Here is a 25,094-nt window from a genome sequence, read left to right on the forward strand (position 1 = left end):
TCCGGAAGAACGGTCCCGTCCGCCAGGCGGGGCTCACTAGAACCGGACGGGTGGGCCCGTCACAGCCACGAACGAGCGGTCGTCGCTCCTGCGGGGGTGGCGGCAAGCGAGGTGGTACCGCGGCGCTGCACCCCAGACGTCGTCCTCGTGATCAGTCCGATCCGAGTGCGACCGCAGGAGCCTGGCGATGGCCTACCCCAAGAACGACCCCGACCGACGCGTCCCGTCGAGCCCGCGCTTCCCCGAGATCGAGCAGCGGATCCTGGACTTCTGGGCCACCGACGCCACGTTCCAGGCGAGCGTCGAGCAGCGCGACGCCGGTGCCGACGGCGCCAACGAGTTCGTCTTCTACGACGGCCCGCCGTTCGCCAACGGGCTGCCCCACTACGGCCACCTGCTCACCGGCTACGTCAAGGACGTCGTCCCGCGCTACCAGACCATGCGCGGGCGCCGGGTCGAGCGCCGCTTCGGCTGGGACACCCACGGGCTGCCGGCCGAGCTCGAGGCGATGCGGCTGGCCGGCATCAAGACCACCGACGAGATCCTCGAGCTCGGCATCGAGAAGTTCAACGAGCTGTGCCGCGACTCGGTGATGAAGTACACCGGCGAGTGGCGCGACTACGTCACCCGCCAGGCGCGCTGGGTCGACTTCGACCACGACTACCGCACCATGAACCCCGACTACATGGAGTCGGTGATCTGGGCGTTCAAGCAGCTCTACAACAAGGGCTGGATCTACGAGGGCTTCCGGGTCCTGCCCTACTGCTGGAACGACGAGACCCCGCTGTCCAACCACGAGCTGCGGATGGACGACGACGTCTACCAGAACCGCCAGGACCCGGCGGTCACCGTGGGCCTGCGGCTGACCAGCGGACCCGCCGAGGGCGCGCTGGCGCTGGTGTGGACGACGACACCGTGGACCCTGCCGTCCAACCTGGCGATCATGGTCGGCTCCGAGATCGACTACGTCGTCGTCGAGGCCCCCGTGCCCGGCACGGACACCACGGCCCGCTACCTGATCGCCGAGGCCCGGCTGGCGGCGTACGCCCGCGAGCTGGGGGAGTCGCCCGAGGTCGTCGCGCGGCACACCGGCGCCGAGCTGGTCGGCAGCACCTACGTGCCGCCGTTCACCTACTTCGAGGGCCACGCCAACGCCTTCCGCGTGGTCGCGGCCGACGACGCGGTGACCACGACCGACGGTGTCGGCCTGGTGCACACCGCCGGCGCGTTCGGTGAGGTCGACAAGGAGGTCACCGACCGCGAGGGCATCGAGGCGGTGATGCCGGTCGGCAAGGACGGCAAGTTCACCCACCCCGTCGACGACTACGCCGGCCTGCTGGTCTTCGACGCCAACCTGCAGATCATCGACCACCTGAAGGCGGCGACGCGCGGCGAGGCGGCCGCGTCGGTCACCCCGGGCACCGTGCTGCTGCGCCGCGAGACCTACGACCACAGCTACCCGCACTGCTGGCGGTGCCGGGAGCCCCTGATCTACAAGGGCGTCTCGTCGTGGTTCGTCGAGGTGACGGCGTTCAAGGACCGGATGCTCGAGCTCAACCAGGAGATCAACTGGGTGCCCGACCACATCCAGGACGGCCAGTTCGGCAAGTGGCTCGAGAACGCCCGCGACTGGTCGATCACCCGCAACCGGTTCTGGGGCAGCCCGGTGCCGGTGTGGGTCAGCGACGACGCGGCGTACCCCCGGGTCGACGTCTACGGCTCGTTCGCCGAGATCGAGCGCGACTTCGGGCGGCTGCCGACCAACAAGGACGGCGAGCCCGACCTGCACCGTCCGTTCGTCGACGAGCTGACCCGGCCCAACCCCGACGACCCCCGGCCCGAGGGGGAGCGGTCCACGATGCGCCGGGTCGCCGACGTGCTCGACGTGTGGTTCGACTCCGGCTCGATGAGCTACGCCCAGGTGCACTACCCGTTCGAGAACGAGGACTGGTTCAAGAACCACTTCCCGGCCGACTTCATCGTCGAGTACATCGGCCAGACCCGCGGCTGGTTCTACACGCTGCACATCCTGGCCTCGGCGATCTTCGACAAGCCGGCGTTCCAGAACTGCATCAGCCACGGCATCGTGCTCGGCTCCGACGGCAACAAGATGAGCAAGTCGCTGCGCAACTACCCCGACGTCAGCGAGGTCTTCGACCGCGACGGCGCGGATGCGATGCGCTGGTTCCTGATGTCGAGCCCGATCCTGCGCGGCGGCAACCTCGTGGTGACCGAGCAGGGCATCCGCGACTCGGTGCGCCAGGTGATGATCCCGCTCTGGAACAGCTGGTACTTCCTGCAGCTCTACGCCAACGCCGCCTCGGCCGACGTCGCCGCGACCACCGCCTCCACCCACCCGCTCGACCGCTACGTGCTGGCCAAGACGCGGCAGTACGTCGAGCAGATGACGGCCGCGTTCGACGCCTACGCCGTGGCCGACGCGTGCGACGCGACCCGCTCGTTCCTCGACGTGCTCACCAACTGGTACATCCGCCGCTCCCGCGACCGGTTCTTCGCCGAGGACGCCGCGGCGTTCGGCACGCTGCACACGGTGCTGGAGACGGTGTGCCGGGTGACCGCGCCGCTGCTGCCGCTGACGACCGAGGAGATCTGGCAGGGGCTGACGGGCGGCCGGTCGGTGCACCTGACCGACTGGCCCGAGGTCGACGGCGTCGACGCGCTGCCGGCCGACGACGCGCTCGTGGCCGCGATGGACCTGGTGCGCGAGGTGTGCTCGGCGACCTCCGCGCTGCGCAAGGGGGCCTCCCTGCGCAACCGGCTGCCGCTGGCCACCCTCACGGTGGTCGTCGCCGACCCCCAGGCACTGCAGGGCGTCGAGGCACTCGTCGACCTGGTGGCCGACGAGGTCAACGTCAAGGACGTCCGGGTGCTCGGCGCCGACAGCGACGAGGCGGCGGCGTACGGCGTCGAGCAGAGGCTCACCGTCAACGCCCGCGCCGCGGGTCCCCGGCTCGGCCGCGAGGTCCAGGTCGCGATCAAGGGCTCGAAGTCGGGCGACTGGTCGGTGACCGACGACGGCACCGTCACCGCCGGTGGGCTGGCCCTCGTCGAGGGCGAGTACACCCTCGACACCGTCGCCGGGTCGAACGACGCGACGACGGCGGTCGGGGTGCTGCCCGGGGGCGGGTTCGTCGTGCTCGACACCGAGGTCACCCCGGCACTGACCGCCGAGGGGCTGGCCCGCGACCTGGTCCGCGCGGTCCAGCAGGCCCGCCGCGACGCCGGCCTCGACGTCTCCGACCGCATCGTGCTGACCGTGGACGGGTCCGAGGCGGTCCTGGCGGCGGCGCTGACCCACGCCGAGCTCGTCGCGGTCGAGACCCTCGCGACGTCGTACGTCGCCGGGCCGGGCGGGTCGACCGAGGTCACCCTCGCCGACGGCGAGACCGCCACGATCGGCGTCACCAAGGCCTGACGCACGCTGACCGAGGGGGGTCAGTCGATGTTGTGGACCTTGAGGACCGACGTCCTGAGGTCGACGATCCGCAGGTCGCTCCCGGCGAACTGGGTGCAGCGGAGCTGGGGGCGGTCGGCCTGCTCCTGGACCGAGACGGTGGCCTGCAGGGTGAAGGGCACGACGTCGCCGGGCTGACCGTTGGCGGCGGGCGCGAAGTGGACGGCGTTGAGGAGCGAGCCCTTGGCGTGGATGCCGCACCGGGTGGGGATCGGGACGCCGTTGCTGACGTTCTCGAGCGTGCCGGTCATGGTGACCACCAGGACGCCGGACTCCTCGGCGACGGCGAGCGACGGGCAGATCTGCAGCGTCTGGTCGGGGCAGGTGGGGATGTCGACCTCGGGGTCGGTCACCCAGCCCGACGTGATCCGGGCCTCGCCACCGATCTCGTCACGGCCGACGGTCCCGTCGGCCAGGTCGGCGCCGGTGAGGCTGGAGTCCTTGACGTCGGCCCCACCGACGGAGCCGTTCCTGAGGTCGCTCCCGCTGAGGCTGTTGTTGCGGACGTCGACGGTCGTGATCGTGCCGTTCTTGATCTGCTTGCCGGTGACCAGCTTGGCGGCGGTCGCCGAGCCGGCGACCGAGACGAGCACGACGGCGACGGCGAGGAGCAGGGCTGGCAGGAGGCGGAGCTGACGGTTCATGGCGGTGGTCCTTCGGAGGTGGGGGCCGCTCCGTCGCGGCCCGGTGAGGACGACACTCGTCGCCGCGCGACCCCCCGCGCATGAGGGATCGACCCCCAACTCCGAACCTGCTCTGCTCCTCAGTCGCCGAGCCGACGGTAGGCACGCGCCGAGAGCGGGACGAACACCGCGAGGACCAGGGCCGGCCAGGCGACGGCGAGGAGCACGGCGTGGTCGGCCAGCAGCCCGTCCTCGGCGCCGGTCGGGTTGCCGAAGAGCTCGCGGCAGGCGGCAGCGGTCGCCGAGACCGGGTTGAGGTCGGCCACGGCTCCGAGCCAGGCCGGCATCGTGCCGGGCGGGACGATCACCCCGGACAGGAATCCGATCGGCCAGACGAGCACCTGCACGGCCATCAGCGACCCCTCCGCGCGGAACGTGAGCCCGAGGAAGACGCCGACCCACAGCACCGCGAGGCGCAGCCACAGCAGCAGCGCGACGCCGACCAGCGCCGCGCCGACCCCGCCGTCGACCGACCAGCCGACGAGCAGGCCGCCGACCATCAGGACGGCGAGCTGGACGGCCGAGCTGAGCAGGTCTGCGCCGGCCCGCCCGAGCGGCACCGCGACCCCGTCGAGGGGCATCGAGCGGAGCCGGTCGGTGATGCCCTTGCGGGCGTCGGCGGTCATCGCCGCCATCGTGGTCTCGACGCCGAACATCATCGACAGCGCGAACATCCCGGGCAGCAGGTAGGCCAGGTAGTCGCCGCCGCCCGGCAGCTCGACGGCCCCGCCGAAGAGGTAGCCGAAGACGAGCACCAGCATCACCGAGAACGCGATGCCGAAGATCGGCGTCCAGGGCTCGCGGCGCCAGTGCCGCAGGTCGCGCTCGGTGAGCAGCCAGCTCTCGCGGGTGGACGTGCGGACGCTCATCGGGCGGCTCCCTCGAGGGTGGTGGGGTCGGTGAGGTGCAGGAACACGTCGTCGAGGCTGGGCTGGCGCACGTCGGCCTCGACGTCGCCGATCCCGGCGGCGGCCAGGGCCCGGCGGGCGGCGTCGACGTCGGCCCCCGGCGCGAGGGTGAGCACCGGCTGGTCGCCTCCCAGCCGGCTCTTCAGCTCCTGGGGGGTGCCCTCGGCGATCACCCGCCCGGCGCCGATCACGGTGATCCGGTCGGCGAGGCGGTCGGCCTCGTCGAGGTACTGGGTGGTCAGCAGCACGGTCGTGCCGGCGGCCACGACGTCACGCACCATCGACCACACCTCGGCCCGGGCCCGTGGGTCCAGACCGGTGGTCGGCTCGTCGAGGAAGAGCAGGGTCGGGCGCAGCAGCAGGCTGGCCGCGATGTCGAGGCGGCGCCGCATGCCTCCGGAGTACGACGCCACCGGCCGCCGCGCCGCCTCGGTGAGCCCGAACCGCTCGAGCAGCTCCTCGGCGCGGGCGCGGGCCGCGGGGCGGCGCAGCCCGAGCAGCCGGGCGAAGAGCTCGAGGTTCTCCTGCCCGTGCAGCACCTCGTCGACGGCCGGGGCCTGGCCCACCAGGCCGATGGCGCGGCGTACCTCCCGCGGGTGGCGGCGCAGGTCGTGACCGGCGACGACGACCTCGCCCTCCTCGAGGCGGGTCAGGGTGGCGAAGGTGCGCACCGCCGTGCTCTTGCCGGCGCCGTTGGGGCCGAGCAGTGCGTGCACGTGGCCGGCGGTGACCGTGAGGTCGAGCCCGTCGAGGGCGGTGGTGTCGCCGTACCGCTTGCGCAGCGCGGTGGCGTGGAGGGGTGGGGTCATCGGGTGCTCCTATTCCGTACGTCGTACGACGTTGAACGGACGGACCCTAGCATTTGTTCCGTACGGTGTACGAGAAAGTAGGGTGGCGAGCGTGACCGGCCCCGACCCGACGCTGCCGCTGCTCTGGCGCGCGGCCGCCGAGGACGCCGAGGTCCCGGTCAAGCGGGGGCCGAGGCAGAAGGTGGCCGTCGACGAGGTCGTCGATGCCGGGATCGCGGTCGCCGACACCGCGGGGCTGGCTGCGCTCTCCATGCGGGGGCTCGCGCAGCGGCTCGGACTCGGGGCGATGTCGCTCTACACCTACGTCCCCGGCCGCGACGAGCTCGTCGTGCTGATGGTCGACCAGGCGCTCGGTCGCACCGAGCGACCGGCCCACCCCGACGACGTACGACGACGCCTCGAGGGGGTCGCGGAGTCGTCCCTCGGGGAGTACCTGGAGCACCCGTGGCTGCTCGAGGTCGCCGGGCTGCGCGCCTGGCTGGGACCGCACGCCGCCGACCGGTACGAGTGGCAGCTGACGGCGGTCGACGGGCTCGGGCTCGGCGACGTGGAGATGGACCAGACGGTCGCGCTGCTCGACGGCTTCGCGGCGGCGTCGGCGCGCGCCGTCCACGACGTCCGCGAGGCCGAGCGCCGCTCGGGGATGACCGAGCTGCAGTGGTGGGAGGCCAACCACGAGGCGCTGGACGAGGTGGTGGCCGGGCGTTCCTACCCCCTCGCCGGGCGGGTGGGGCAGGCCGCCGGCGAGCTCTACCAGGCGGCCACCGACCCCCAGCGCCAGTTCCGCTTCGGCCTGGACCGCATCGTCGACGGGCTGCTGCGGCACCTGGACGCACGCTGACCCGTCGCCAGGAGGCGACGGGTCAGCGTGTGGTGGGGCTGTGGTCAGCCGACCCGGATCGCGGTGATCCGGGGGTCGGTCACCCGCAGGCTCTCGCCGGCCATCTCGGTGCAGCGCAGCGAGATCGGCTTGCCGGTCTCGGTCGCGACGACGACCTGGGTCATCGAGATCGACTCGGCCTCGCCGGCCACGCCGTTGGCGGCCAGGGGCGTGCGCGCCTGGGCGAGCGACGAGCCGTCGCGGAACAGGCCGCAGTTGTTGATCAGCTCGGTCGCGGGACCGTTGAAGTTGTCGATGGTCACGTTCCCGGTGACCACCCAGGTGCCCGCGGTCAGGTCGGTGGCGGCGAGGTCGGCGCAGGTGTCCAGTCCCAGGTCCTCGCAGGTACCGATGTTGAGCGAGTCGCCCTCGTCGAAGCGGACCTCGTTGCGCGCCGCGGCCGCGAGGTCAGCAGGACCGACGGAACCGTTCTTGAGGTCGGCGCCGGTCACGGCGCCGTTCTTGAGGTCGCCCCCGGTGAGGTTGTTGTTGCGGACGTCGGCGGAGGTGACGGTCCCGTTCTTGATCTGCTTGCCGGTGATCATCTTGGCGGCGGTGGCCGAGCCGGCGACCGAGACGAGGACGACGGCGACGGCGAGGAGCAGGGCGGGGACGAGGCGGAGCTGGCGGTTCATGGCGGTTTCCTTCGGTGGTGGTGGTGGTGGTGGTGGGTGTGCTGGGTAGGTCAGTCGACAAAGTCGAGGCGGGTGGCGACGAGGGCGACGTCGGCCAGGCGGAGGTTCTCGCCGGGCAGCTCGGTGCAGCGCAGCGAGACGTGGTCGCCGGCAGGCACGAAGATCGGGGCCTGGAGCGTGAAGGACTGGACCTCGCCGGGCTGGCCGGAGCCGGCGAGCGCGAACCGGGCCTCCGCCTTCTTGGACCCCTCGAGGGTCAGGCCGCAGCGGTTGGCGATGGTGGGGGCCACGACCGCCACGTTGTCGACGGTGCCACTGACCTGGAAGAGCACGGTGCTGTCGTTGCCGGTGAGGGCGACCAGGGCGTCCTCGCAGGTGGCGAGCGAGGTGTCGTTGCAGGTGGCGACGGGGGCGTCCACGATCGAGGTCGTGTAGACGACGGACTGCGCCGCAGGCGAGAGGTCCGCGGGGGTGATCGACCCGTCCGTGACGTCGACGCCGCCGACGGAGCCGTTCTTGAGGTCGGCGCCGGCGACGGTGCCGTTGCGCAGGTCGCTGCCGGTGAGGCTGTTGTTGCGGACGTCGGCGGTGGTGATGGTGCCGTTCTTGATCTGCTTGCCGGTGATCAACTTGGCGGCGGTGGCGGTACCGGCCACGGCGACGAGCAGCACGGCGACGACGGCGAGGAGTGCGGGCAGGAGGCGGATCTGGCGGTTCATGACGGGAGTCCTTCGGCGGTGGGCCCGCTCCGATGCCGGCCCGATGACACGACTCTCGCCGTCCGGGCATCCCCCAGGCGTGAGGGATCGACCCCCAGGTCCGCGAATGAGGGATCAGGCCGCAGCGGCCCTGACCGGAGCCCCCGTCGTTTGCTTGACTGACCGGATGAGCCTCGTGACCTGGCAGGACCTCTGCCTCGACGCCCTCGACGTCGACGCCCAGTCCCGGTTCTGGGCCGCGGTGTCCGGCCTGACCGAGGTCGAGTCGGAGCCGCCCCGGCGACTGGCCGGACCCACCAGCCGCCACACCGTGTGGATCAACCCCGTCGACCGCCCGCACCGAGCCAAGACCCGGATGCACCTCGACGTCGACTGCGGGGCCGTCGACGACCTGGTCGCCCTCGGCGCCCGGGTCCTGGCGCCGTCGTCGGAGACCGGCTTCGCCTGGACCTTGATGGCCGACCCCGAGGACAACGAGTTCTGCGCCTTCGTGCGCGACCCCGGTGCGCTGCCCGACTACCGGCTGCACGGCATCGGCGTGGACTGCGTCGACTCGCGCGCCCAGGCGCACTGGTGGGGCGAGCTGTTCGGCGTCACCCCGACCCAGGACGACGGCGAGGACTGGTGGACGCTCACCGGCGTCGCGGCGGACGAGCGGATGACCCTCGACTTCAACGACGTCCCCGAGCCGCGTACCGAGCCCAGCCGGGTGCACTGGGACGTCGTCGGGGTGGTCGACGAGCTGCTCGCACGGGGGGCGACGTACTGCTGGGACCAGCCGCGCTGGACGGTGCTGGCCGATCCGGAGGGCAACGAGTTCTGCGTGTTCTCCCCGGCCTGACGGTGGGCGGTGTCAGCCGACGAGGCTGAGCGCGCGCCCGTCGGGGGTGAGGTAGCCGCCGTCGTCGAAGAGGATGACGCCGTTGCACAACCGGCACCAGCCCTGCTCGCTGTGGTCGGCCACCACGTGGGCCGAGTAGCACCGGTCGGACGTGGTGTCGGGGCAGGCGGGGGAGTGGTCGCACATGTCGTGCTCCTTTGCCGGTGGGACCCGTGGGTGACGGGACGGTCGATCGAGCGGTGAGACCCATGTAACGCCCCGCGGACGACTTTTGCATGTGTTTCGGCGGAACGGTGGAGAACTCCTCCGTGGAGTGGCTGGTTGACTACGCAGCGTGGACCTCGACCTCAGCGCCGACGCCGTCACCCTCACCCGACAGCTCGTCGACATCGAGTCGGTGAGCCAGCACGAGCAGGAGATCGCCGACGCCGTCGAGGCCGCGCTGAGCGCCCTGCCGCACCTGAGCGTCGTACGCCGCGGCCACACCGTCGTCGCCCGCACCGACCTCGGGCGCAGCGAGCGCGTGGTCATCGCCGGCCACCTCGACACGGTGCCGGTCAACGCCAACCTGCCGGGCCGCCTCGACGAGGAGGCCGGGCTGCTGCACGGCCTCGGGACCTGCGACATGAAGGGCGGTGACGCGGTCATCCTCCGGCTCGCCGCGACCGTCCCGGAGCCCGTGCGCGACGTGACGTACGTGCTCTACGAGGCCGAGGAGATCGACGCGGAGTTCAACGGTCTCAACAAGCTGTCCCAGAGCGACCCCGAGCTGCTGCAGGCCGACTTCGCGATCCTGATGGAGCCCTCCGACGGCGTGGTCGAGGCCGGCTGCCAGGGCACGCTGCGTGTGGAGGTGCGCACCACCGGCGAGCGGGCCCACTCTGCCCGGTCGTGGCGGGGCGTCAACGCGATCCACGGCGCCGCCGACGTGCTCACCCGGCTGCAGGGCTACCAGGCGCGGCGGCCGGTCATCGACGGGCTCGAGTACCACGAGGGCCTCAACGCGGTCGCGATCCGCGGGGGCGTCGCCGGCAACGTGGTGCCCGACGAGTGCGTCATCGAGGTCAACTTCCGGTTCGCGCCCGACCGCAGCGAGGCCGACGCCGAGGCGTTCGTGCGCGACTTCTTCGACGGCTACGACGTCCGGCTGACCGACACCGCGCCGGGCGCGATGCCCGGTCTCGACCGGCCAGCCGCGCAGGAGTTCGTCGCGGCCGTCGGCGGGGTGGTCAACCCCAAGTTCGGCTGGACCGACGTCGCGCGCTTCACCGTCCTCGGCGTGCCCGCCGTCAACTTCGGACCGGGCGACCCGATGCTCGCCCACAAGCAGGAGGAGTACGTCCCCGTGGCCCAGGTCGAGCACTGTGAACGCACCCTGCGCACCTGGCTGGGCGGCGACGCCCGATGAAGTCCAAGCGAAAGGGCCCCGTGATCCAGCGCCGCGACCAGGTCGACGGCACCACCACCGACCAGCACCTGCTCGACACCAGCGGCTCCGGCGACTTCGTCCACACCGACCCGTGGCGGGTGCTGCGCATCCAGGCCGAGTTCGTCGAGGGCTTCGGCGCGCTTGCCCACCTCGGGCCGGCGGTGTGCGTCTTCGGCTCGGCGCGCACCTCGGTCGACCACCCGTCGTACGCCCAGGGCGAGGACGTCGGCCGCAAGCTCGTCGAGGCCGGCTTCGCCGTGATCACCGGCGGCGGCCCCGGCGCGATGGAGGCGGCGAACAAGGGCGCGAGCGAGGCCGGCGGGGTCAGCGTCGGGCTCGGCATCGAGCTGCCCTTCGAGTCCGGCCTCAACGAGTGGGCCGACGTCGGCATCAACTTCCGCTACTTCTTCGTGCGCAAGACGATGTTCGTCAAGTACAGCCAGGGCTTCGTGGTGCTGCCGGGTGGTCTGGGCACCCTCGACGAGATGTTCGAGGCGCTCACCCTCGCCCAGACCCAGAAGGTGACGGCGTTCCCGGTGGTGCTGGTCGGCACCGCCTACTGGTCGGGCCTGCTCGACTGGCTGCGCGGCACCGTGCTGGCCGACGGCAAGATCTCCGCCTCCGACCTCGACCGGCTCGTGCTCACCGACGACGTCGACGAGGCGGTCGCGCTGATGGTGGCGGCGCGGGAGGAGACGTGACCTGGTTCCTCGGCATCGTCGTGGTGCTGGTGATGGGCGGCATCGCGCTCGTCGCCGCCGGCCGCGGCGCGCCGATGGTCGAGGAGCACGACGACCGCCCCGACGCGCTCGTGCCCACCAGCGGCGACCTGGAGGCGACGCACCTGCGGCGGGTGCGGTTCTCGATCGCGTTCCGCGGCTACCGGATGTCGGAGGTCGACGCGCTGCTCCGCCGGCTCGCCGCGCAGCTCGAGGCCGACCGCGCCTGGCGGCACGGCGCCGGCGCCGGCCCGGAGACCGAGCCCCCGGCGCAGACGCGTCCGGAGGACGTACCGCCCGGGTGAGAGACTGCCGGGCGTGTCCCCGGACCTGGCCCTCGTGGTCTACGTGCTCACCGCCCTGGCGGCGGTCGTGGTCGTGCTGACCCGGCTCCGGCTGCGGCGCGACCGCTCGGCCGCCGGACGGGTCGGCATCGCGCGCGGGCCGGTCGCCGTCCACACCGGCGCGGGGGTCCTGGCGCTGGTCGTCTGGGTCGCGTTCCTGGCCACCGGTGACACAATCTCCGAGAGCACCTCCACGCTGCTCGGCATCGCGGGGCTGCTGCTGTGGTGGGTCGTCGCGCTGGCCGGCCTGCTCCTGCTGCTGCGCTGGCTGCCGGCCCGGGGTCGGCACGCCTCGGGCGCCGTCGAGGACTCCTGGTCGACCGGTCCCGGGCTGTCGGTGCTCGGCCACGTCGGGATGGTCGTCGGCGTGCTCGTCTTCACCTACGCCTACCTGGTCAAGGCGGTCTGACCGTGGTCTCGAGTCGGCTCGCCCGTCGCGTCCTTCCCCTGCTCCTGCTGCCGGCCGTCGTGGTCCCGGTCCCGCCCGCGCCGGCTGCCCCTGCGGACGACCGGAGCGCGGCGTTCGAGACCCGGGTGCTGGGCCGGTCGGTCGACGGACGACCCCTCCGCGCCCACCACCTCGCCGACCCCGAGGTCCGTCACCGCGAGACCGTCGTGCTGTTCTCGACGATGCACGGCGACGAGCAGGACACCCAGCACGCGCTGCACGCGCTGGTCTCCGGACCGCAGGTCGTCGGCCTGGACCTGTGGGTGGTGCCGGTCTACAACCCCGACGGCCTGCGCGCCGGCACCCGCGCCAACGCCCGCGGCGTCGACCTCAACCGCAACTTCCCCTACCGCTGGGCCGACCTCGACGGCCGTTACGAGTCCGGCACCCGGCCGGCGTCCGAACCCGAGACGCGAGCGGTGATGCGCTTCCTGCGCGACGTCGACCCCGACTGGGTGCTCAGCCTCCACCAGCCCCTCAACGGCGTCGACACCGACACCAAGCGCCCGGCCTTCGCGCGCCGGGTCGCCCGCATCCTCGACCTCCCCCGCCGCACCCTCGACTGCGGCGGCGTCTGCCACGGCACCATGACCGGCTGGTTCAACCACCACTTCGCCGGCACCGCGATCACCGTCGAGTACGGCGCCCGCCCCTCGCGCCGCCACCTCACCCGCGTCGTCCCCGACCAGGTCCTGCGGATCTTCGGCGCCGCCCGCGGCCAGCTCCACGCCGAGCCGGTCCCGCGCTGACGCCGGTCGGTGGGTTGCGCTGGCGACTGCCGCCGACGCTGGTCGAGGAGGTCGTGGTCGGCCGGCTGGCGGGATCTGGGTGGTGGGGCTCGGCGCGAGATCTCACCGGTCCACCGGGGAAATCTGAGCTTCCCGGGCAAAACCCCCGACCCCGACGACCACCCTCACCGCCCCTCGAACACCGGCTTCTCCTTGGCCACGAACGCCGCGACGGCGGCGCGGTGGTCAGCGGTGGAGCCGGTCCTGGTCATCATCGCGCTCTCGAGCTCCAGGGCCTCACTGAACGTCACCCCGTCGGCGTGGTTGACCGACCGGCGCATCGCGCCGAGGGCGACGGTGGGGCCGGCGGCGAGCCGGGTGGCGAGCGCGGCGACCTCGTCGGCGAACCGGTCGGCGGGGGCGACGGTGGTGGCGAGGCCGAGGTCGAGGGCCTCCTCGGCCCTGACGGTGCGGGGGAAGTAGAGGAGCTCCATCGCCTTGGCACGACCGACGAGCAGCGGCAGGTGGTACGACGCGCCGGTGTCGCAGGACAGCGCGACGTTGGCGAAGGCGAGGTTGAAGCCGGCGGTGTCGGCGAGGATCCGCAGGTCGCAGGCGAACGCCAGCGAGGCGCCGGCCCCGGCCGCGACGCCGTTGACCGCCGCGACGACCGGCTTCTCCATCCCGGCCAGCGCGGTGACGATCGGGTTGTAGTGCCGGTCGACGGTGGTGAAGAGCTCGTCGCTGCCGCCGCTCTCGAGCAGCTGGACGTGCTCCTTGAGGTCCTGCCCGGTGCAGAACGCGCGCCCGGTGCCGGTCAGGACGACGCAGCGCGCGGCCGGGTCGTCGGCCACGGTGGTCACGATCTCGAGCAGCAGCTCCTTGGTCGCGACGTCGAGGCTGTTCATCGCCTCGGGCCGGTTGAAGGTGATGGTGGCGACCCCGGCGGTGAGGTCGAGGAGCACGGGTGCGTCGGTCATGCCAGCGGAGTCTGCCACCGCCAGGGGGCCTCCGGAGGCCGGGACGGGCGGGTGGGTGGACGGTGGGTGGGCGGTAGACGGGCGGTAGTGGTGCGGTGGCGGGCACCGATAGGGGATAATGGTCCGCACATGAGTAGGACGGCTCGCCGCCGTCTCTCTCCCGGCTCGACATGGAAGAGGTGCCGCATGGCGGCGATGAAGCCGCGGACCGGCGACGGTCCGCTGGAGGTCACCAAGGAAGGTCGCGGGATCGTCATGCGCGTCCCCCTCGAAGGTGGTGGCCGCCTCGTGGTGGAGCTCAACGCCGAGGAGGCCGGCGCCCTGGGCGACGCCCTCAAGAACGTCGTCGGGTGACCCGGAGCGCTCAGCCCCCGATCTCCAGGCCGGTCCTGCCGAGCCAGGTCTCACCGCCTGACGTCGCACTGACGCGCCAGCCCGTCCACGCCGTCACCGGCGTCGACGTCGTCGCGCTCCCGCTGCTCCCGGGCGACGACGACGGCGCGCCGCTGCTCGGTCCCGGGGCCGCTGAGGTCGGCGACGCGCTCGGGGTCGACCTGGTCGCGGTGGCCGAGGCCGCCCGGGTGACCGGCAAGGTCGGCGACCTCGTCGCCGTGCCGGTGCCGCTGGGCGGACCCGACCAGGCCGAGCTGCGCCTCCTGCTCCTCGTCGGGGTCGGCGACGCCACCCCGACCGACCTGCGCCGCGCCGGCGCCGCCGTCGCCCGGGCCACCCGCGACCGCAGCGCGGTCGCCACGACCATCGCGAGCCTCGACGCCGAGCACGGCATCGAGGCGTTCGTGGTCGGGGTGATGCTGGGCTCGTTCGGTTTCTCCTGGCGCTCGACACCGCCCGAGCACGTGCCCGTCGCCCGGGTCGTGCTGGCCGGCCTGCCGGCGTCCGCGGACGACGTCGACCGGGCAGCGCTCGACCGGGCCGTCGCGATCGGCGGTGCCGGGTGGCGCGCCCGCGTCCTGGCCACGGTCCCGTCCAACCTGAAGAACCCCGCGTGGCTCGCCGAGCAGGCTGAGGAGCTGGCCGGGGAGGCCGGCCTGATCTGCCGGGTCTGGGACGACGAGGCGCTGCGGGCCGAGGGCTTCGGCGGCATCATCGGGGTCGGCCAGGGGTCGGCCACGCCGCCCCGGCTGATCCGGCTCGACTACGCGCCGCCCAAGTCCTCGCGGCGCACGCCCACCGTGGTGCTGGTCGGCAAGGGCATCACCTTCGACACCGGCGGCATCTCGATCAAGCCGGCCCAGGGCATGGTCGCGATGAAGCGCGACATGACCGGGGGCGCCGTCGTGCTGGCCACGATGGCCGCGCTGGCCGACGTCGGGTGCCCGGTCAAGGTCGTCGGCCTGGTGCCGGCCGCCGAGAACGCCGTCTCCGGCAGCGCCACCCGCCCCGGCGACGTGCTGCGCCACTACGGCGGCCGCACCACCGAGGTCACCAACACCGACGCCGAGGGCCGGCTGGTCCTCGCCGACGCGCTGGCCTACGCCGTCGCCGAGCTGAGCCCCGCCGTCATCGTCGACGTCGCCACCCTCACCGGCGGTGTCAAGGTCGCGCTCGGCCAGCAGGTCGGAGGGCTCTTCTCCACCGACGACGCGCTCGCCGAGTCGCTGCTGGCCTCGGGCGAGTCGGCCGGCGAGCCCCTGTGGCGCTTCCCGCTGTTCGCGGGCTACCAGGACAAGCTGGCCTCCAAGGTCGCCGACTCCGACAACGGCCCGTCCGGGCCGGCCGCGATCATGGCGGCGCTGTTCCTGCAGAAGTTCGTCGGCGACGTGCCGTGGGCCCACCTCGACATCGCCTCGGTCGGCGACGCCCCCGACGACCGCCACGAGTGGACGGCCGGACCCACCGGCTTCGGGGCGCGCGCCCTGCTCACCTGGCTCGGCTCGCCCGACCCGCTCGCCGGAGTCGGCGCCGGGCAGTGAGGTCGCTGACCATCCGCTGGTCGCTCGCCGAGGCACCCGAGGGCGTCGAGGACGAGCTGGCGGCGTACGTCGAGAGCACCTCCCACCCGCGCTTCACCGGCATGTCCGGCCTGCGCTACAAGACCTGGCGGGTGCGGCCGGGGGAGTGGTTCGAGGGGCACTACGTCTTCGTCTCCGACGCCGCCCGCGAGGAGTTCCAGCGCACCTTCACCGAGGGGGCCGCGGACGCCCCGGGCACCCGGATCATCGGCAGCCCGCCGATCCTGATCGAGGCCTCCGAGGTGGTCGCGGTCGCCGAGGGCTGGGACGGCTTCGAGCCGAACGCACGCGCCTGAGCTAGCCCTTCTTGGCCAGCAGCAGGCCGTCGCCCACCGGGAGCAGCAGCGGGACCAGGTCGTCGTGGTCGGCGACCGCCCGCACCAGGTCGCGCACCGCGACCGTCTGCTGGTCGCGCTGGGAGGGGTCGGCCACCCGGTCGTGCCAGAGGGCGTTGTCGAAGACCACGACGCCGCCGGGCCGCAGCAGCCGCAGCGCCTCGGCGAGGTAGGCGGTGTACTCGGTCTTGTCCCCGTCGGCGAAGACGATGTCGTAGACGCCGTCGGTCAGCCGGGGCAGGACGTCGAGGGCCGCGCCCGGGATCGTGCGCACCCGCTGGCTCGCGATCCCGGCCTCGGTGAAGGTCTCGCGGGCCAGGCGCTGGTGCTCGGCCTCGAGGTCGACCGTGGTCAGGACGCCGTCGGGGCGCATGCCGCGCAGCAGCCACAGGCCCGAGACCCCGGTGCCGGTGCCGATCTCGACCACCGACCGGGCCTCCATGACCGAGGCCAGGAAGCGCAGCGCGGCGCCGCCGCCGCTGCCGATCGCGGCGACCCCGACCTCGGTGGCGCGCTCGCGGGCGGCGGCCAGGACGTCGTCCTCACCGACGTAGGTCTCGGCGAACGTCCAGCTGGTCGCGGCGATCGGCGGGGTCGGCGTGCTCGGCATGTGGGCACGCTATCGCCCACGCGTCGCCGGATCCGGGAACACGGGCCGGGGGTCGCTCGTTGCTCCGGTCGTGGGACCTGCTCACAGGCAACCCTCAGCCCAGCCCCCTACCGTCTGAGGACCATGCCCCGCCAGCGACCGAGGACCCCCGTGACCGATCCGACCGACGCCACGCCGCAGCAGGGCGTCCCCACCTGGGACGAGATCGTCGAGCGGCACTCCGACCGGGTCTACCGGCTGGCCTACCGCCTCACCGGCAACCGTCACGACGCCGAGGACCTCACCCAGGAGGTCTTCGTCCGCGTCTTCCGGTCGTTGTCGTCCTACACGCCCGGCACCTTCGAGGGCTGGTTGCACCGCATCACCACCAACCTGTTCCTCGACCAGGCGCGGCGCAAGCAGCGCATCCGCTTCGACGCGCTCTCCGACGAGCGCGCCGACCGGCTGTCCAGCGCGTCGCCAGCACCCGAGGCCGCGTACGCCGACCGCACCTTCGACGACGACGTCGAGCGGGCGCTGGCCACCCTGCCGCCCGACTTCCGGGTCGCCGTCGTGCTGTGCGACGTCGAGGGGCTGACCTACGAGGAGATCGCCGAGATCCTGGGCGCCAAGCTCGGCACGGTCCGCTCGCGCATCCACCGCGGCCGGGCGATGCTCCGCACCGCGCTCGCGCACCGGGCGCCCAGCGAGGGCCGGGCCCGCTACTCGGGCCCGACGCCGGCGCCCCAGAGCGTCGGGGAGGGGCGGCGCCGATGAGCCACCTCACGCGACGTCGGGTGAGCGACCTCCTCGACGGACACCTCTCCGCGGCCGAGACCGAGTCGGCCTGGGCCCACGTGCACACCTGCCACCTGTGCCGCGACGAGGTCGAGCGGGAGGGCTGGGTCAAGACCCGGCTCTCGTCGCTGTCCTCCGAGCAGGCTCCGGGAGGCTGCGCCCCCGACCGGCTCAAGGGTGCGCTGCTCGGCATGCCGCCCGGCGACTGCTTCGGCGGTCCCCCGCAGGACGACCTCGTCAACGGCGCGCGACCGCGGCGCGGCGTCGGTGGGATGGCCGGCATCGCCGCGATCGGTGGCGGCGCCGCCGGCGCCGCGGTGATGGGCATCCTGGCCCTGGGACCCGCGCCCGCCAGCCTGCCCTCGCCCGATCGCATGCAGCAGCCCGTCACCCAGTTCTCCCCGCGGCCGGCCTCGCCGCAGGTGCCGGTCCGGCTCGACCGCTGACCGCCCTGCGTGAGGGTGACGACCGGTGACCACCGGCGGGGGATGATGGTCCGGTGACCCACCACGATGCCGAGCGCGACGGCACCGACCCCGCCGACGGCGGCCCCGACCGCGCGGCCGGCACCGACGACGGCGTCGACTCGACGCGACCGCTCTCGTTCGGGGCGCCCCGGGTGGACCCGCCCGCGGAGCCGTCGTGGGCGCCGCCGTCGGGCCCGCTGCCCGCGGCGCCGGTGCCGACCTGGGCCGACTACGCCCGCGGGTCCCAGCCGGGCTTCCCGCCTCCGGCGCCGACCAGCCACCGGGGACGCACCACCCGCTGGATCTGGCCGGCGGTCGCCGTCCTCGCGCTGCTCCTCGGGCTGGTCGGGGGCATCGGCGGCAGCGTCGTCTACCAGGAGGCGTCCGACGACGAGCCCGACGTCTACGAGGGACTGACCGACGACCAGGTCGTCGAGCTGCCGCCGGTCAAGGCCGGTGGGGTGGCCGCGGTCGCCGAGGCGCTGCTGCCCAGCACGGTCCAGATCATCGCCGAGCTCGACGGCCAGGACGAGGGCGCGACGGGCTCCGGCTTCGTGATCGACAAGAGCGGGCACGTCGTCACCAACAACCACGTGATCGCCTCCGCGGCCGAGAGCGACGGCCCGGTGCGGGTCGTCGACCAGGACGGCAACACCTACGACGCCGAGATCGTCGGCCGCAGCCCGGTCTACGACCTCGCGGTCCTGCGGATCCCCGACGACGCCGACCTCGCCCCCGCGGCCCTCGGCCGCTCAGAGGGCCTGCGGGTCGGCGACGGCGTGGTCGCCATCGGGTCGCCGCTCGGCCTCAGCTCGACCGTGACCGCCGGCATCGTCAGCGCGCTCGACCGCCCGGTGACCACCGGCAGCACCGGTGACGACTCCTCCTACATCAACGCCGTCCAGACCGACGCCGCGATCAACCCCGGCAACTCCGGCGGCCCGCTGGTCAACCTCCGCGGCCAGGTCGTCGGGGTCAACTCCGCGATCGCCACCAGCGGCGGCGCCACCAACGGCGACGCTGGCAACATCGGTGTCGGCTTCGCGATCCCGGTCGAGCAGGTGCGCGTCACCACCGACCAGATCCTCCAGACCGGCGAGGCCCGCTACCCGGTCATCGGCGCCCAGGTCGGCGGCAACGCGGGCACCGGGGTCGCCGGCGCCTACCTCGACGAGGTGCTCGACGACACCCCCGCCGAGGACGCCGGCCTCGAGACCGGCGACGTGGTGGTGGAGGTCCAGGGCAAGCGCGTCGTCGACGGCATCTCGCTGATCGTCAACATCCGCAGCTACCAGCCCGGCCAGCGCATCGAGTTCGTCTACCTGCGCAACGGTGAGGAGCGGACGACGACCGTGCGGCTCGACTCCGAGGTCGGGTAGGGCGGCACCTCCCGGCCGCCCGCAGGCGCCGGTCGACCGTCAGTCGACCTCGACGTCGTCGACCAGCGGGTGCTCGTCGACGAAGATCTTGGTGGCCCGGTAGGCGTCGGCGATGTACTCCTCGAGCTTGGACGCCTCGACCCGCCACTGGCCGCGGCCGCCGATCTTGATCGCCTCGAGCTCGCCGCGGCGCACCATCGCGTAGACCTGGGCGCTGGAGGTGTTCAGCACCTCGGCGACGTCGGCGAGGGTGAGGAAGCGCGGGGTGCCGGCCATGGGGACCATCCTGGCACCTCATCCGTCACGTCCGTACCGTCTGCTCCCTGCTTGTGGAGGAGCAGGTGACCGGACGCCGCGCCGCAGCGATGATGTCGGCGTGCGCAGAGATCTCGGGGCTCCTGCCGAGCAGGTGCCGGCCTCCGTCCGCTCGTCCTCACCCACCTGGCGCGACCCTCGGCTGTGGGTCGGCGTCGCGATCGTCGCCGCCTCGGTGCTGGTCGGCACCCGGGTGCTCGCCTCCGCCGACGACACCGTGCAGGTCTGGGCGGTCGCCGGCGACGCCGACCCCGGGGAGCGGCTCACCGAGGACGACCTCGTCGCGCGGCGCCTGCGGTTCGCCGACGACGGCGACCTCGCGCGCTACTTCCGCGTCGACGAGGCGCTGCCCGACGAGCTCGCCCTGGTGCGCGGCCTGGGCGAGGGCGAGCTGCTGCCCCGCGCCGCGGTCGGGGAGCCCGACGACGCCGGCACGGTGACGGTCTCGCTCGCGCTCACCCCGATGCTCGTGCCGAGCGCCGTCGGACCGGGCTCGGTGGTCGACGTCTACGTCACCGGCGAGGCGGCACCCGCGGGCGGCGGCCGGACGACGCCGCGCGAGGCCGGCACGCCGGTGCTCGACGACGTCCGCGTGGTCGCCGCGCCGGCCGTCGACGAGACCTTCGCGGCCGGCGGGGAGCGCCAGGTCGAGCTGGCCGTGCCCGACGAGGAGGTGGCCGGGTTCTACGACCTGCTCGGCGACCTGACCACGCCGGTGGTCTCGCTGGCCCAGGTGAGCTGATGATCGTCGTCCTGGTCGTCGCCTCGGGCGCCGCCTGGGAGTCCCGAGCGCTCGCCGTGCTCGCCGAGCACCCCGGCACGGTGGTGCTCAAGCGCTGCGTCGACGTCGACGACCTGCTCGCGGCCGCCGCCTCCGGGCAGGCCCAGGCCGCCGTGCTCGGGCTCGAGGCCCGCGGCCTCGACGCCGCGGCGGTGGCGCGGCTGGCCGACCACGGCGTGCGCACGGTCGCGGTGGTCGCCGACGACCAGGCCGAGAGCGGTCCGGCCCGGGCGGGGCGCATCGGCATCCGTTCGGTCCTGCCCGTCTCCGGCCTCGCCGGGCTGGCCGACGCCGTCCTCGCGGCGGGGCTCGGCCCGCGCCCGACGGCCCCGCCGCCCGGCGCCGCGCCCACCGAGGCGGAGCCCCCTCCCCACCCGGCCGGCGGGCGGGTCGTCGCGGTCTGGGGGCCGGCCGGGGCGCCCGGCCGCAGCACGGTCGCCGCCGCGGTCGCGGCCGAGCTCGCGCGCCGCGGCCGGCGCACGATCCTGGTCGACGCCGACCCCTACGGCGGCTCGATCGGCCAGCAGCTCGGCGTGCTGGACGAGGTGTCCGGGTTGCTGTCGGCCGCCCGCCTGGCCACCGCCGGTCAGCTCGAGGACCGCTTCGCGACCGTCCAGCGCGGCCTCGACCAGCGGCTGTCGGTCGTCACCGGCCTGCCGCGCCCCGACCGGTGGACCGAGGTGCGCGCCGGCACCGTCGAGCACGTCCTCGAGCTCGGCCGCGCGGCCGGCGAGGTCGTCGTCGACACCGGCTTCAGCCTCGAGGGCGACCCGGCCGGTGACCTGGGCGGTCGGCCGAGCCGCAACCTGCTGACCCTCGGGGCCCTCGACGTCGCCGACGAGGTGCTGGTCGTCGGCAGCGCCGACCCGGTCGGTCTCTCCCGGCTCGCCCGGGGACTGGTCGACCTGCGCGAGGTGGTCGGCCCGGTGCCGGTGCACGTCGTCGTCAACCGGATGCGCCCCACGCTCGGCTGGTCGGAGAAGGAGGTCGCGAGCATGGTCGCCGGCTTCGCGCGCCTGGCCGGGCTGCACTTCCTGCCCGACGACCGCACCTCGGTCGACCGCGCCCTGGTCGCCGGCCGCACGCTGGTGGAGTCGGGCGACTCGGCGCTCACCCGGGCCGTGGCCGCCCTGGTCTCGGCGGTGGTCCCCGACGTCGGCCCGCGGTCCGCGGCGCAGGTCAGGCGGAGAAGAGCAGGAACAGGCCGCCGCCGGTGAAGCCGACCATCGCCACGAGCAGCGGCAGCTGACCGGTGAGCTGGTGGCGGGCGGGGAGGAGCCGCAGCGCCCGGTCGTGGGCGACGATCGCGGCGACCACGTGCCCGAGCACCACGGCACCGACCTTGAGGTTGGCCAGCAGGGTCGGGTGGTAGGCCAGCCAGGTGACGTCGCGCCAGTCACCGGTGCCGAACCAGTCGGAGCCGTTGCTGAAGGGGTCGCTGGCCAGCACCAGGGTGCGCGAGCCGACCTCGATGAAGTAGGTGAGGTAGTGGGCGACGACGTAGCCGATGATGATCGGCACGATCGAGTGGGCGAGCGCGTCGGGCAGGTCGCGCCGCCGGCGCTCGGGGCCGACGCCGGTGAGCACGCAGCCGAGGGCGAAGATCGCGGTCGCCCCCGCGCAGAAGACGAGCAGGGCGAGGTTGCTCAGCAGGTAGCCGCTGACCTGCGTGCCCTGCAGGAACTCCACCCACGCCGGGGACTCGCCGAACGAGTCGAACCCGGTGCTGCCGAACAGCACCCCGACGACGCCGACCAGACCGGGTGCGACCTCGATGGAGTCGAGGTTGGCCAGCGGGCTGCGCAGCAGCAGCCGGCCGTCGCGCACCGCCCACACCGAGGCCTTGCCGACCAGGGTGGAGTAGATCTCGAACGGGTCGGCCCGCTCGTAGAAGGCGTTGCCGAACACGGCGCCGCCGACCAGCATCACCGCGACGTAGACCGCGAACCACAGGCGCACCGGGCTGAGCTCGGTGGAGGAGGGGTAGACCAGCTCCAGCCAGACGAAGGCGAACAGCCCGAGGACCGCCGGCCAGTAGCCCAGCCGCGCGGGATAGCGGTAGAGGCCCTCGTCGGGGTCACCGCCGGTGAGCCGCGCGAAGAGCAGGTTGATCGTGCGGACCGGGCTGATCGCCTTCCAGAACGGCCCGAACAGCAACGACATCGGCACGATGCCGACCCACAGCCAGACGTAGACGATCCCGAAGAACGGGTTGATGACGGTGTCCTCGCCGGCCACGGCGACCATCACCGTGTAGAGGAACAGCACCATCCCGAAGGCGCGCAGGACGATGCCGAACGCCGGGTGCGCGACGAGGCGCTGCAGCGCGTCGGGGGCGGGCCGGCCGCTCGTCGCGGCGTCGTACCGCGGCTTGCGCCAGGCCACCGAGAGCACGGTGAAGGAGATGACGAGCGCAGCCACCGCGCCCGCGATCGCCAGGCCGAGCGAGATCGGGAGGTCCTGCTGGCCGCCGAGGCCGTGGGCGAGGAGGTCGTCGGAGGTCACGAGACCTCGAGCTCGACGACCGCTCCCTCGAAGGGCTCGTGCAGCTCGATCTCGACGATGCCGGGGCGGTCGAACTGCAGCTCGATCGGCTCGTTGGTGCCGGCCTCGAAGGGCGCGCTGGTCTCGGGGGAGGAGTGCACGTGCAGCTCACCGGCGGCGTCGGAGGTCACCACGACGTCGACGGGCTGGCCGACGTCGACCTGGACGCGCTCGCCGTCGGGGGTGACGGTGTCGCCCTCGACGGTGACCTCGACGACCTCGGTCTCGGTGCTGCCGCCCGAGCCCTCGTCGTCGCCGCACGCACCGGTGAGGGCGAGCACGGACAAGAACACGGCGGCGGTGGCCGCTCCTCGGCTGATCACGGCGCTCCTCCAGGGGGCTGACGACACGGCGGACACGGCGGACAGGTGCCCCGCCGGGTCGGCACCTCTGCCAGAATCCCACGAGGGACAAGGTCGGGCGGTACCGGTACCCGGTCCGCCACGGGGACGCTTGGAAGGGGCCTGGTCGGATGAGCGAGCGGCTGCGGGCGCGCGACCTGGCGTTCCTGACCGGAGAGACCGCCACCGCGCCGCACCACAACGCCACCGTCGAGATCTTCGAGCCGGGCGAGGCGGGCTTCGACCACGAACGGCTCCTCGCGCTCATCGCCGACCGCATCTCGTTCGTGCCCCGCTACCGGCAGCGGCTGGCGGAGGTGCCCGGGCGCCTGACCGCGCCGGTCTGGGTCGACGACGAGGCGTTCGACCTCGACTACCACGTACGCCGCTCGGCCCTGCCGCGTCCCGGCTCCGACGAGCAGCTGCGCGAGCTCGTCTCGCGGATCGTCTCGCGCCGCCTCGACCGCAGCCGCCCGCTGTGGGAGATCTACGTCGTCGAGGGCCTGCGCGACGACCGGGTCGCGCTGCTCTACAAGAGCCACCAGGCGCTGGTCGACGGTGTGCACACCGTCGACCTCGGGCAGCTGCTGCTCGACCGCTCGCCCGAGCCCAGGACCCTCGACCCCGACGACTGGACGCCGCGAGCGGCGCCCTCGGCGGTCGGGCTGCTCACCGGCGCGGTGCTGGACTCCGTCACCTCGCCCGCGACGCTGGTCGAGACCGCGACGGTGGCGGCCGACTCGGTGCTGCGCACGGCCGACCGCGTCGCCGGCCGCACCCGGTCGATCGCCAACGCGCTGACCGGTCGCCGCCCGAAGGGCCGCGGTCCGGTCGTCGGCCCGCTCTCCCAGCATCGCCGGGTGGTCACCGTCGAGACCCGGCTCAGCGACCACCGCACCGTCCGGGAGGCGCACGGCGGCACCGTCAACGACGTGATCCTGGCCTCGATCACCGGGGGCCTGCGGTCGTTCCTGATGACCCGCCCCGAGTCCCTGGGCGGGCTGCGCCAGCTGCGCGCCGTCGTCCCGGTCTCGGTGATCGACGACGAGCTGGAGGCCACCTCGCTCGGCAGCCAGATCGCCGCCCACTTCGTGCAGCTGCCGATCAGCGAGGCGAGCCCGCTGGTCCGCCTCCACCAGGTCTCCTACTCCTTCCAGGCGCACGCCGAGACCGGGCGCAGCGTCGCCGCCAACCGGCTCGCCGGCATCGCGGGCTTCGCCCCCACCACCTTCCACGCGATCGGGTCGCGGGTGGTCGCCGAGGAGCTCCGTCGCGGCTACCACCTCAGCGTGACCAACGTCCCGGGGCCGCAGTCGCCGCTGTACGCCGCCGGCGCCCGGATGGTGGCGACCTACCCCGTGCCGCCGCTGCTGCCGGGTCACCCGCTGGCCATCGGGGTCACCTCCTACGACGGCAAGGTGTTCTACGGCCTTACCGCCGATCGCGTCGCGCTGCCCGACGCCGACCTGCTGGGCACCTGCATCTCCGAGGCGCTCGACGAGCTGCTCGCCACCGCCACCGCGGTCCGGGCTCCCCGTGGCCGGGGCCGGACGACGTCCCGCCCGGCGCCGCGCAGCGCCAGGGGCGCGGGCAAGGGTGCCGGCGGGGGGCGGGAGTGACCCGGCTCTACCTCCCCACCACCCTCGACCGGCTCCGGGAGGCCTGGGCAGCCGGAGAGCTGACGCCGGGTGACGACGTCGTGGTGGCCGAGGGCGACGACGAGGACTCCGAGTACGCCGCGCTGATGACCGCCGCCGACGCCTCCGCGGCGCTGCTGGCCGGTCCCGGTCGCCGGGTCGTGGTGGTGGTCGAGGTCGACGACGCGCAGGCCCTGGATCGTCCGGTGCCGCGCCGGCGGGTGGTGGCCGTGCACGCCGACCCCGACGAGCGGCCCGCGGGCGCAGATCCCGACGACGACCTCGCCTGGTACGCGACCCAGGAGGTCCCGGACCTCCTCGGCTGAGCGGTCGACGA

29 protein-coding genes are annotated in these 25,094 nt (G+C 73.4%); 18 read left to right on the forward strand and 11 right to left on the reverse strand.

All coding sequences use genetic code 11. The annotated features are described in order from the left end of the window. The first annotated feature begins 187 nt into the window (after positions 1 to 187). Entirely contained in the window at positions 188 to 3,436 is a 3,249-nt protein-coding gene (gene ileS / locus AC4MBH_RS09440) for an isoleucine--tRNA ligase (protein ID WP_491794596.1), read from the forward strand. A gap of 20 nt (positions 3,437 to 3,456) precedes the next feature. On the opposite strand, the gene AC4MBH_RS09445 is transcribed toward ileS, so the two are convergent. From AC4MBH_RS09445 to AC4MBH_RS09455, 3 genes are all read right to left on the reverse strand, one after another. Continuing rightward, the gene (locus AC4MBH_RS09445) at positions 3,457 to 4,119 is read right to left on the reverse strand and encodes a hypothetical protein (RefSeq protein WP_491794597.1); all 663 of its coding nucleotides are present in this window, start codon (positions 4,117 to 4,119) and stop codon (positions 3,457 to 3,459) included. 119 nt (positions 4,120 to 4,238) lie between these two features. Continuing rightward, complete coding sequence (locus AC4MBH_RS09450) at positions 4,239 to 5,027, reverse strand: ABC transporter permease (protein ID WP_491794598.1); 789 nt, start codon at positions 5,025 to 5,027, stop codon at positions 4,239 to 4,241. Further along, on the reverse strand, positions 5,024 to 5,875 hold the full coding sequence (locus tag AC4MBH_RS09455) for an ATP-binding cassette domain-containing protein (protein ID WP_491794599.1): 852 nt from the start codon (positions 5,873 to 5,875) through the stop codon (positions 5,024 to 5,026). The genes AC4MBH_RS09450 and AC4MBH_RS09455 overlap by 4 nt, the downstream gene beginning before the upstream one ends. Positions 5,876 to 5,966: 91 nt before the next feature. Between AC4MBH_RS09455 and AC4MBH_RS09460 the strand changes: the two genes are divergently transcribed. Further along, on the forward strand, positions 5,967 to 6,716 hold the full coding sequence (locus tag AC4MBH_RS09460; protein ID WP_491794600.1) for a TetR/AcrR family transcriptional regulator C-terminal domain-containing protein: 750 nt from the start codon (positions 5,967 to 5,969) through the stop codon (positions 6,714 to 6,716). Positions 6,717 to 6,760: 44 nt separating this feature from the next. Here the strand turns inward: AC4MBH_RS09460 and AC4MBH_RS09465 are convergent, their stop codons facing one another. Together AC4MBH_RS09465 and AC4MBH_RS09470 are read right to left on the reverse strand one after the other, a co-directional pair. Beyond that, positions 6,761 to 7,390 (reverse strand): hypothetical protein, encoded by a 630-nt coding sequence (locus tag AC4MBH_RS09465; protein WP_491794601.1) that lies wholly within the window; start codon positions 7,388 to 7,390, stop codon positions 6,761 to 6,763. Between the two features lie 50 nt (positions 7,391 to 7,440). Further along, the gene (locus tag AC4MBH_RS09470) at positions 7,441 to 8,109 is read right to left on the reverse strand and encodes a hypothetical protein (RefSeq protein ID WP_491794602.1); all 669 of its coding nucleotides are present in this window, start codon (positions 8,107 to 8,109) and stop codon (positions 7,441 to 7,443) included. A 166-nt stretch (positions 8,110 to 8,275) separates the two neighbouring features. On the opposite strand from AC4MBH_RS09470, the gene AC4MBH_RS09475 reads away from it, so the two are divergent. Continuing rightward, positions 8,276 to 8,950 carry a VOC family protein gene (locus tag AC4MBH_RS09475; RefSeq protein WP_491794603.1) on the forward strand — a complete coding sequence of 225 codons (675 nt, stop codon included), beginning with the start codon at positions 8,276 to 8,278 and terminating at the stop codon, positions 8,948 to 8,950. A gap of 12 nt (positions 8,951 to 8,962) precedes the next feature. On the opposite strand, the gene AC4MBH_RS09480 is transcribed toward AC4MBH_RS09475, so the two are convergent. Further along, positions 8,963 to 9,136 (reverse strand): DUF5999 family protein, encoded by a 174-nt coding sequence (locus tag AC4MBH_RS09480; RefSeq protein WP_491794604.1) that lies wholly within the window; start codon positions 9,134 to 9,136, stop codon positions 8,963 to 8,965. Positions 9,137 to 9,284: 148 nt separating this feature from the next. Here AC4MBH_RS09480 and dapE point away from each other — a divergent pair, with 148 nt between their 5' ends. The 5 genes from dapE to AC4MBH_RS09505 are packed head-to-tail and all read left to right on the forward strand — an operon-like array spanning position 9,285 to position 12,639. Then, positions 9,285 to 10,358, forward strand: a complete 1,074-nt coding sequence (gene dapE, locus AC4MBH_RS09485) for a succinyl-diaminopimelate desuccinylase (RefSeq protein WP_491794605.1) — start codon at positions 9,285 to 9,287, stop codon at positions 10,356 to 10,358. Further along, positions 10,355 to 11,080: an LOG family protein gene (locus tag AC4MBH_RS09490; RefSeq protein WP_491794606.1), complete on the forward strand. Its 726-nt coding sequence runs from the start codon at positions 10,355 to 10,357 to the stop codon at positions 11,078 to 11,080. Before dapE ends, AC4MBH_RS09490 begins: the two co-directional genes overlap by 4 nt. Continuing rightward, positions 11,077 to 11,403 (forward strand): DivIVA domain-containing protein, encoded by a 327-nt coding sequence (locus tag AC4MBH_RS09495; RefSeq protein WP_491794607.1) that lies wholly within the window; start codon positions 11,077 to 11,079, stop codon positions 11,401 to 11,403. Before AC4MBH_RS09490 ends, AC4MBH_RS09495 begins: the two co-directional genes overlap by 4 nt. A gap of 13 nt (positions 11,404 to 11,416) precedes the next feature. Further along, a complete protein-coding gene (locus tag AC4MBH_RS09500; RefSeq protein WP_491794608.1) occupies positions 11,417 to 11,851 on the forward strand; it encodes a hypothetical protein in 435 nt (144 codons plus the stop codon). 2 nt (positions 11,852 to 11,853) lie between these two features. Continuing rightward, the gene (locus AC4MBH_RS09505; protein WP_491794609.1) at positions 11,854 to 12,639 is read left to right on the forward strand and encodes a M14 family zinc carboxypeptidase; all 786 of its coding nucleotides are present in this window, start codon (positions 11,854 to 11,856) and stop codon (positions 12,637 to 12,639) included. Between the two features lie 164 nt (positions 12,640 to 12,803). Here AC4MBH_RS09505 and AC4MBH_RS09510 read toward each other — a convergent pair whose 3' ends face one another. Next, entirely contained in the window at positions 12,804 to 13,598 is a 795-nt protein-coding gene (locus tag AC4MBH_RS09510) for an enoyl-CoA hydratase-related protein (protein ID WP_491794610.1), read from the reverse strand. A 186-nt stretch (positions 13,599 to 13,784) separates the two neighbouring features. On the opposite strand from AC4MBH_RS09510, the gene AC4MBH_RS09515 reads away from it, so the two are divergent. The 3 genes from AC4MBH_RS09515 to AC4MBH_RS09525 are packed head-to-tail and all read left to right on the forward strand — an operon-like array spanning position 13,785 to position 15,867. Then, on the forward strand, positions 13,785 to 13,952 hold the full coding sequence (locus AC4MBH_RS09515) for a DUF3117 domain-containing protein (RefSeq protein WP_091024313.1): 168 nt from the start codon (positions 13,785 to 13,787) through the stop codon (positions 13,950 to 13,952). After that, complete coding sequence (locus AC4MBH_RS09520; RefSeq protein WP_491794611.1) at positions 13,949 to 15,532, forward strand: leucyl aminopeptidase family protein; 1,584 nt, start codon at positions 13,949 to 13,951, stop codon at positions 15,530 to 15,532. The genes AC4MBH_RS09515 and AC4MBH_RS09520 overlap by 4 nt, the downstream gene beginning before the upstream one ends. Further along, a complete protein-coding gene (locus tag AC4MBH_RS09525) occupies positions 15,529 to 15,867 on the forward strand; it encodes a hypothetical protein (protein WP_491794612.1) in 339 nt (112 codons plus the stop codon). Before AC4MBH_RS09520 ends, AC4MBH_RS09525 begins: the two co-directional genes overlap by 4 nt. Position 15,868: 1 nt before the next feature. Here AC4MBH_RS09525 and AC4MBH_RS09530 read toward each other — a convergent pair whose 3' ends face one another. Then, on the reverse strand, positions 15,869 to 16,516 hold the full coding sequence (locus AC4MBH_RS09530) for an O-methyltransferase (RefSeq protein WP_491794613.1): 648 nt from the start codon (positions 16,514 to 16,516) through the stop codon (positions 15,869 to 15,871). A gap of 150 nt (positions 16,517 to 16,666) precedes the next feature. On the opposite strand from AC4MBH_RS09530, the gene sigE reads away from it, so the two are divergent. The 3 genes from sigE to AC4MBH_RS09545 are packed head-to-tail and all read left to right on the forward strand — an operon-like array spanning position 16,667 to position 19,139. Then, positions 16,667 to 17,272, forward strand: coding sequence for an RNA polymerase sigma factor SigE (sigE, locus tag AC4MBH_RS09535; RefSeq protein WP_491794614.1), 606 nt, complete (start codon positions 16,667 to 16,669; stop codon positions 17,270 to 17,272). Next, complete coding sequence (locus AC4MBH_RS09540) at positions 17,269 to 17,739, forward strand: anti-sigma factor (RefSeq protein ID WP_491794615.1); 471 nt, start codon at positions 17,269 to 17,271, stop codon at positions 17,737 to 17,739. Before sigE ends, AC4MBH_RS09540 begins: the two co-directional genes overlap by 4 nt. A 53-nt stretch (positions 17,740 to 17,792) precedes the next feature. Then, on the forward strand, positions 17,793 to 19,139 hold the full coding sequence (locus AC4MBH_RS09545) for a S1C family serine protease (protein WP_491794616.1): 1,347 nt from the start codon (positions 17,793 to 17,795) through the stop codon (positions 19,137 to 19,139). A 39-nt stretch (positions 19,140 to 19,178) separates the two neighbouring features. Here AC4MBH_RS09545 and AC4MBH_RS09550 read toward each other — a convergent pair whose 3' ends face one another. Further along, entirely contained in the window at positions 19,179 to 19,415 is a 237-nt protein-coding gene (locus AC4MBH_RS09550) for a helix-turn-helix domain-containing protein (protein ID WP_491794617.1), read from the reverse strand. A gap of 100 nt (positions 19,416 to 19,515) precedes the next feature. On the opposite strand from AC4MBH_RS09550, the gene AC4MBH_RS09555 reads away from it, so the two are divergent. Together AC4MBH_RS09555 and AC4MBH_RS09560 are read left to right on the forward strand one after the other, a co-directional pair. Next, a complete protein-coding gene (locus tag AC4MBH_RS09555; RefSeq protein WP_491794618.1) occupies positions 19,516 to 20,196 on the forward strand; it encodes a CpaB family protein in 681 nt (226 codons plus the stop codon). After that, a complete protein-coding gene (locus AC4MBH_RS09560; protein WP_491794619.1) occupies positions 20,196 to 21,452 on the forward strand; it encodes a CpaE/TadZ family protein in 1,257 nt (418 codons plus the stop codon). The genes AC4MBH_RS09555 and AC4MBH_RS09560 overlap by 1 nt, the downstream gene beginning before the upstream one ends. On the opposite strand, the gene AC4MBH_RS09565 is transcribed toward AC4MBH_RS09560, so the two are convergent. Both AC4MBH_RS09565 and AC4MBH_RS09570 read right to left on the reverse strand, forming a co-directional pair. Then, the gene (locus AC4MBH_RS09565) at positions 21,415 to 22,740 is read right to left on the reverse strand and encodes a hypothetical protein (RefSeq protein ID WP_491794620.1); all 1,326 of its coding nucleotides are present in this window, start codon (positions 22,738 to 22,740) and stop codon (positions 21,415 to 21,417) included. The two genes, AC4MBH_RS09560 and AC4MBH_RS09565, sit on opposite strands and share 38 nt — an antisense overlap. Beyond that, positions 22,737 to 23,102, reverse strand: coding sequence for a hypothetical protein (locus AC4MBH_RS09570; protein WP_491794621.1), 366 nt, complete (start codon positions 23,100 to 23,102; stop codon positions 22,737 to 22,739). The genes AC4MBH_RS09565 and AC4MBH_RS09570 overlap by 4 nt, the downstream gene beginning before the upstream one ends. Before the next feature lie 149 nt (positions 23,103 to 23,251). On the opposite strand from AC4MBH_RS09570, the gene AC4MBH_RS09575 reads away from it, so the two are divergent. Together AC4MBH_RS09575 and AC4MBH_RS09580 are read left to right on the forward strand one after the other, a co-directional pair. Beyond that, entirely contained in the window at positions 23,252 to 24,739 is a 1,488-nt protein-coding gene (locus tag AC4MBH_RS09575; protein WP_491794622.1) for a WS/DGAT/MGAT family O-acyltransferase, read from the forward strand. Further along, positions 24,736 to 25,083 carry a DUF6912 family protein gene (locus tag AC4MBH_RS09580; protein ID WP_491794623.1) on the forward strand — a complete coding sequence of 116 codons (348 nt, stop codon included), beginning with the start codon at positions 24,736 to 24,738 and terminating at the stop codon, positions 25,081 to 25,083. Before AC4MBH_RS09575 ends, AC4MBH_RS09580 begins: the two co-directional genes overlap by 4 nt. Positions 25,084 to 25,094 lie beyond the last annotated feature (11 nt).

The organism is Nocardioides sp. WJ219 (assembly GCF_058559815.1).